Source organism: Streptomyces sp. XM83C (assembly GCF_023072675.1).
GTDB classification, from domain to species: domain Bacteria; phylum Actinomycetota; class Actinomycetes; order Streptomycetales; family Streptomycetaceae; genus Streptomyces; species Streptomyces thermocoprophilus.
The window spans coordinates 1-6,799 of record NZ_JALLGL010000312.1 but is presented as its reverse complement, the minus strand read 5'-3'; the positions used below and the strand labels follow the sequence as shown (position 1 = coordinate 6,799).

Annotated in this window: 6 protein-coding genes and 1 pseudogene; 1 reads left to right on the top strand and 6 read right to left on the bottom strand. The window is 70.4% G+C overall.

What is annotated here, in order from left to right:
* Positions 1-808: 808 nt before the first annotated feature.
* The 6 genes from MTQ10_RS25635 to MTQ10_RS25610 all read right to left on the bottom strand — a co-directional run bounded on the left by MTQ10_RS25635 (position 809) and on the right by MTQ10_RS25610 (position 6,584).
* Positions 809-1,087 (bottom strand): hypothetical protein, encoded by a 279-nt coding sequence (locus tag MTQ10_RS25635; RefSeq protein ID WP_247472531.1) that lies wholly within the window; start codon positions 1,085-1,087, stop codon positions 809-811.
* 29 nt (positions 1,088-1,116) lie between these two features.
* On the bottom strand, positions 1,117-2,499 hold the full coding sequence (locus tag MTQ10_RS25630; RefSeq protein ID WP_247472530.1) for an FAD-binding oxidoreductase: 1,383 nt from the start codon (positions 2,497-2,499) through the stop codon (positions 1,117-1,119).
* 66 nt (positions 2,500-2,565) lie between these two features.
* On the bottom strand, positions 2,566-3,948 hold the full coding sequence (locus MTQ10_RS25625) for a DoxX family protein (RefSeq protein ID WP_247472529.1): 1,383 nt from the start codon (positions 3,946-3,948) through the stop codon (positions 2,566-2,568).
* A gap of 40 nt (positions 3,949-3,988) precedes the next feature.
* Entirely contained in the window at positions 3,989-4,702 is a 714-nt protein-coding gene (locus MTQ10_RS25620; protein WP_247472528.1) for a class I SAM-dependent methyltransferase, read from the bottom strand.
* Between the two features lie 77 nt (positions 4,703-4,779).
* Positions 4,780-5,604, bottom strand: a complete 825-nt coding sequence (locus tag MTQ10_RS25615; RefSeq protein ID WP_247472527.1) for an ABC transporter permease — start codon at positions 5,602-5,604, stop codon at positions 4,780-4,782.
* Positions 5,601-6,584 (bottom strand): ATP-binding cassette domain-containing protein, encoded by a 984-nt coding sequence (locus MTQ10_RS25610; protein WP_247472526.1) that lies wholly within the window; start codon positions 6,582-6,584, stop codon positions 5,601-5,603. The genes MTQ10_RS25615 and MTQ10_RS25610 overlap by 4 nt, the downstream gene beginning before the upstream one ends.
* A gap of 134 nt (positions 6,585-6,718) precedes the next feature.
* Between MTQ10_RS25610 and MTQ10_RS25605 the strand changes: the two are divergent.
* Positions 6,719-6,799, top strand: a pseudogene (locus tag MTQ10_RS25605) (IS5/IS1182 family transposase); the annotation flags it as partial.

Below are 6,799 nucleotides of genomic sequence, written 5' to 3'. Positions count from 1 at the left end.
CCTTCAAAGACTTGGTCGTCTTGAAAGATCAGCCGGTGGCCGTTCTCATATCCGGGCCCTCACTCCGACGCCGAGCCAAACGCCCGGATCAGGTGGGACCCCGTACACCACTTCCCAGGACGCAACCCGTCCTGCTCAGGGCTGAGCAGACTGCGACAACCAGCTCACCTGGGGTTCTCCCCCGCTCGCTCCGGACACCAGCTTGCACATCATGACCCACGCAACGTCTCCGGCCGCCATAGTGAAGTCATTCCCTCCAACCCACAGCACCCCACACCACCCCGACGGACATCTCGGGCTCGGACGCCGAGGACCTCGCGGCTTCACTGGGCAAAGTTCCGCCGCCGTCTGCGGAGTGGCTGGACGAGCTACACGGGTCGCCCCATGGTGTCGTGCACCTACCGCTACACATGGCCTGGTCCGGAAAAACCTCATACGACCTGAGCAAGCCGCGCCAGCGTACGGGCGCGGTCCCGGAGACACCGCAGAGCGTGCCGACGCGGAAACCGACACGGTATCGCCCGGCGTCGGCACGCCCAGCGGCCAGCAGATCGCCGGACTGACCGCGTCCCGGGCCAGGTTGTTGTGGATGTCGGCCGCGGCGGCGTTGTGGGGCTGACTTCCCCTGGACGACGAGTACCGACGACAGGGCACGGCCCGATACCACAGCGTCGGCCGATCCAGCGGGGCCGCAGCCGACGATGACCACGTCATGCGTCACATACCGAGCGTTTCGCCGCCGAGAAGGTCAGAAGGAGGGGCATTGCGCAGATCTGTCACGGGCCAGCCTGGTGGTGCTCGATCACGATCACCGACCGGTCGGCATCGACCCGGTGGGGGCGAACGCCGAGGGGACAAAGGCAAAGGGGGCATCCGGGTGCAGCCGGACGACTGGGCGGCGTTCGCGCTGCCGGTCGTCATGCCGACGAAGGCGCCGATCCAGGACATCGCGTAGCCGGAAAATAGCAGCGACAGGCCCGCCCAGGGCCGGCAGCAGCCCGGTGACGAACCTGAATCCGATGACCAAGCCGACGACGATCATCACGGCGAAGCGGTTCAGCGGGAGCACGGCCACGGCGAGCGGCATGGTTCCCGCACGCAAGCGAAAAGGCTCAGTCAATCGCTTTCTTTCGGTCGGATGTTATGGGAGAACCGGAACAGGTTGTGCGGGTCGTACAGCGTCTTCACGCGTCGCAGCCGCTCGTAATCCTCGGCCGCGAAGAGTTCCCGCACCCGCTCCTGGGAGACCGGGGCGCCGTCGTTGTAGACGGAATTGAGGCTACGGCCGATGGTCCACTGCTTCAGGGCGTCGTAGACGCGCTGATGGACCGGCCGGGCTGCCGTGGACGGCGCGGCCGCGCCACTCGTCATCACGCGCAACATGTACGCGGCGTCACGGCCCCCGACCGCCCCCGGGTCGGTGGACCGGCGGGCGAAGGCCCCGCCGAGGTGACGGATCTCGACGATGCAGGGCACGGTCGCATCGGGTCCGGCCACGTCCACGACGGTCCACAGGGCCGTGGGATCGAGTTCGCGCAGCAAGACGTTCCCGCCGAAGTAGGCGTGCGGGACGTGCGGGTCCTGGTAGATGGTGCCGACCTGCGTGTACGGCATCTCCCGGACGGTGTCGACCAGCCGCGGGCCGAGCGCCCGCAGGGGCGCCACGAGCCGTTCGCCCTCCTCGGCGGAGCCCGTGAAGGCGATCCGCACGTGTGCGACGTAGCGTCCGCGCAGCGGTTCGGGGACGGACGGCCACGGCGGGCAGGTCATGAGGCAGATCGAGGAGGTGAGCTCCTCGGGCAGCGTCAGGGTCCATGCCCGGTAGGCGTGCAGCAGGTCGACAGGGTGGTCCGCCGCGAAGTGGAGGCCGCCGCCGTAGAGCCGCGTCACCGGCACGAGGGCGGTGTCGATAGCGGTGACGGCGCCGAAGTTGCCGCCGCCACCGCGCAGCGCCCAGAACAGGTCGGGGTCGGAGCCGGCCGTGACGTGGCGCAGCGCGCCGTCCGCGGTGACGATGTCGATGGCGCGGACGTAGTCGCTGGCGTAACCGGTCCGGCGGCCGAGCAGGCCGATACCGCCGCCGAGGAGGTAGCCGACGACGCCGATGTGTGGCGCCGAGCCGTTGACGGGGGCCAGACCGTGCGGGGCGGCCCGCTCGATGACCTCTCCCCACAGCACGCCGGCCTGGGCCGTGACGGTTCCGGACTCCGCGTCCACCGCGACGGCCTTCATCCGGCGGGTGGTGATGAGAACGCCCTCGCCGTCCAGGGCGGTGACGATGCCGTGTCCGGTGGACTGCACGGCGACGGGCAGCCTCCGCTCGGCGGCGAAGCGGACCGCGGCGCGCACGTCCTCGGGGCGGGTGGCGCCGACGACGACGGCGGGGCGGTGCCGAAAACCGGCCTGGAAACCGGTCCGTTCCTCGTCGTACTCCCGGCTGCCGGGCACGAGGACGGGTCCTCGCACCTCGGCGGCCAGCGTCTCCACGTCCACGCTCATCCGTTCTTCTCCTTCCGTGGACGGCGTGGCCACCGCCCCGCGAGTGCCGCTCGGCCCACAGGTCCGCTAGCGCAGGGACGAGTTCTCCTGCACCCAGTGGAAGCCACGGCTGACCAGCGGGAAGGTGCCGAGGTCGCGGCAGCGCAGGTGCAGGCGGAGGTGGCAGCCGTCGGCCTTGCCCTCCAGGATCAGGTGATCGTCGGCCGGACGCTCGAAGGCGAACGTCACCTGCCACTTCGGGTCGGCCATCTTGGTCAGGGTGATCGAACGGGCGTTCATGTCGATCGCCGCCATGCAGGGGGCGAGCGAGTCGTCCATGTGCTGGATGGCCACGGCGTCGACGGAGTCCACGACGACTCGGCGCCAGCGCCGGCCGTCGGTCGTGACAGGCGGGCGCTGCTCGCCGTCGGCGGAGAAGTCGGTGACGTCCCAGACGCCGTACAACTCGGGCTTCTCCCGTCCGCCCCCGTGATTCTTCCAGAACGTCCAGTCGTTGCGCAGTTGCGCGCCGAGCAGCCACAGTCCGGCCCCGGCCTGGAGGGCGGTGGCGATCCGGTTCGCCCGGCGGGAACGGAAGAGGTCCGCGGGGGCGGCCGCGGGGAGCGGGCGCTCCGTGAGCATAGCCCCGGCCAGGCGAGGCGTGTGCGGGGCCAGCAGAAGCAGGCTGAGCAGGAGCAGCTGGAAGGAGTGGACCTTGACGGGGACGTCGAAGGTCATGTTGAGCAGGAGCACCTGGGCCATCTCCGCCGCGGACAGCAGCGCGCCCAGCGACGCCGTGCGCGGCACGATGAGCAGCAGCCCGCCCGCGATCTCGGCACAGCCGAGCAGTATCTGGTACGGCGTCGAGGATCCGGTCTGCGCCCACAGCAGGCTCATCGGGCTGAGGTCGCCGAGCGGCTCGACGAGCTTGGACGGCGGCAGCTGGAACTGGAGCGGGACAGCCTTGGCCGCGCCGTAGGTGAACATCTGCCCCGCGAGGCAGAAACGGGCAGCCAGACGGAACCACTTGTCCAGCGTCGCGCAGTCCGTCCGGTGCCGGTCCAGCACGGACCAGACCGGGGTGGCCGCGGCGGCACCCGCGAGCCAGCAGAGCTGCCCTGCCCAGGTGTGCGGGTCGTCGCCGCCGTCGAAGCGGTCACCCAGCTCCCTGCCGAGGAACCGGACGGACATCCAGTTCCGCGCCGGGCGTATCGCCCAGAGCTTCGCCCAGGCGTCGGCCGCTTCCTGCAGACGCCCCATTCCGCCCCCGCGCAGGGCCAGATAGACCTGCGGGGTGGTCAGGCAGTACAGGCCGGCGTAGACGCAGCCGAACCGGTAGGCGGTGCGGGCGGCCCCGGCCCACTTCGGCGGGGCCGGGGAGGTGCCGGCCGGCGGGAACGCGCGTCTGGCCGCACGGCCGGCCGGTGAAGACACGACGGTCCGCAGCCACTTGCCTACTCGCACCTTCATCGTTCATCACCTTCTCAGGGGCCGTCTTCGGTGGTCGCGGTCAGCTACGGCGGAAACGTCCGAGCCAGGCGTGCACGTCGAGGAGTTCCGACGTGGGCGGGATGATGCCGCGCATGAGGGCCTCGTCGATCGACTCGACCGTCCAGCCGTCGGCGAAGCCGTCGCGCAAGTGGTCGGCGGAGCGCTTGAGGGCGGGCGGCTCGTCGTCGTCCGGGAGCGGCGCCGGTATCTCCTCGATGGCCTCGGCGAGCCGCGCCTGCATCTCCGCGGATCCCCGGTCGCTGATCGAGAGGATGTGCGCCACCGCCCCCGGGCGGCAGGCCCGGTGCAGGGCCGCCGCGTAGGCGCGCAACCTGTCGCCCTCGAAGGTGTGGGCGAGGCCGGAGTCGATCACAGTGTCGAAACGCCCTTCGTAGCCCGTGAGGTCGAGGGCGTCGGCGACTTCGAAGACGGCGCCGAGTCCGCGTGCGGCGGCCTTGTCCCGGGCGAGGGAGATCGCCGTCGGGGACAGGTCCAGCCCCGTCACCGCGTAGCCCTTGCCCGCCAGGTGGAGGGCGTCCTCACCGGTGCCGCAGCCCGCGTCGAGCACCGTGCCGCGGATGAGCCCCGCTTTCTCCAGGGCGACGTAGGCGGGTTGGGGCGCCCCGATGTCCCACGGCGGGCGCTTGCCGAACGGGCTCTCCCCGCGGTAGACGGCGTCGAATACCTCGGTCATCGCCGCGGGTCCGTCGGGTGCGTCGGCAGGTTCAGTCATGGCTGCCATGATTGCGTCGCCCCCCGGCGCCTCCTCGGTCTCTTGCGGACTTCTGTCACGGTGGTGTCGCCCGCCGGTCAGCGGGAGCCGTACTTGCGGACCGCGAGCGGCGCGAACACCGCGATCAGGCCGACCGACCAGGCCACGGTCTGCAGGACGTAGCTGGTCGCCGGGCCCCCGGTGAACAGTGCGCGCAGCGCGTTCACGGCCGCCGTCATGGGGCTGTGGGCGGCGTACGCCTCCAGCCAGCCCGGCATCGTGCCGGTCGGTACGAACGCCGAGGAGATCAGGGTGAACGGGAAGATCCACACACCGCCGACCGCCTGGGCGGCTTCCGCGTTGCGCACCGACAGCCCGAGGTAGGCGGCGAACCACGACACCGCATAGCCGAACAGCAGCAACAGCAGCAGGCCGGCCAGCGCGGGCACGAGGCCGTTGCGGAACCGGAAGCCGACCAGCAGGCCCACTCCCACGGTCACGCCGGCCACGCCGACGTTGCGGAAGATCTCCGACAGCGTGCGTCCGATCAGCACGGCGGTACGGCTCATCGGCATCGACCGGAAGCGGTCCATGAGGCCCTCGCGCATCTCGGCGGCGACCCCGATGGTGGTACCGGCGGCGGAGCCGTAGAGCGCCATCTGGACGAGGATGCCGGGCAGCAGGAACTGGGCGTAGCGTTCGCCGCCGACGTCGATGGCGCCGCCGAAGACGTACGTGAACAGCAGGATGAACATCACCGGCTGGACCAGTGAGAACATCACCAGTTCGGGGCTGCGCAGTACGTGCCGTACGTTGCGCAGGGTCATTTGCCACACGTCGGAGAACCACCAGGCGAGTGCGTTGCCCGACGGCGTGTACGACGTGCCGCTCTCCCGCATCACAGTGGTGGAGGTGGAGGTCATGGCCGCTCGGTTTCCTTCCCGCTGTTGCGCCGGTCGGTGCCGTGATCGGCGGATCGGCCCGTCACGGCGAGGAAGACGTCGTCGAGAGTGGGCCGGCGCAGCGCCACGTCACCGATCGCGATCCCCGACTCCCTGAGCAGGTGAAGCAGGTCGGGCAGTGTGCCGCCGTCCGGCAGCGGCGCGTGGACCTGCATCTTCTCGGAGTCGGCGACCGGGTCGGTGCCCAGCCGCTCCCGCAGGATCCGGACCGTCCGCTCCATGGCTCCCGTGTCGAGGAGCGTGATGCCGACCCGGTCCGGGCCCACCTGGGCCTTCAGCTCGTCCGGGTTACCGCTGACGATGACTGTGCCCCGGTCGATCACGGACAGGGAGTCGGCGAGCTGGTCCGCCTCCTCCAGGTACTGCGTGGTGAGCAGTACGGTCGTTCCGTCCGCGACCAGTTCGCGCACGAGCCGCCACACCTCCATGCGGCTGCGCGGATCGAGGCCGGTGGTCGGCTCGTCGAGGAAGACGAGCCCGGGCCGCGCCATGAGGCTGGCCGCGACGTCGAGCCGGCGCCGCATCCCGCCCGAGTACGTCTTGGGCTGCCGGTCGGCCGCGTCCTCCAGGCCGAAGCGTTCCAGCAGTTCGCTCGCGCGTGCCCGGCAGTCGGACTTCGACAGCCGGAACAGCCTGCCGATCATGTGCAGGTTCTCGCGCCCGGTGAGCAGTTCGTCGACAGCGGCGTACTGGCCGGTGAGCCCGATCATCGACCGGACCCGCCGGGGGTCGCGGCGCACGTCCACGCCGAACACCTCGGCCACTCCGTCGTCCGGCGCGATGAGGGTGGCCAGGATCCGGACGGTGGTGGTCTTGCCGGCGCCGTTGGGGCCGAGCAGGCCGTGCACCGTGCCCTCGGGCACCGTGAGTTCGAGGCGGTCGAGTGCGGTGAGCGAGCCGAAACGCTTGCACAGTCCGGCCGTTCTGATCGCTGCTGGCATCTGCCGTGATTCCTTTCCTGGTCCGGCGCGCCCTGGGGTGCGGGGTGGCGGGGCGGCGACCCGGTTCAGTGGTGCACGGCACCGAGTAAGAGGTCGTCTCATTTGGAATGCTGGGTAGTCTGCACCGTGTGGTGATGGTCGAGCGCATGGTGCCGGACGAGTTGTGGGAGCTGTTCCAGCGGGTGGTCCCACCTGCTCCATCACGGCCGCAGGGC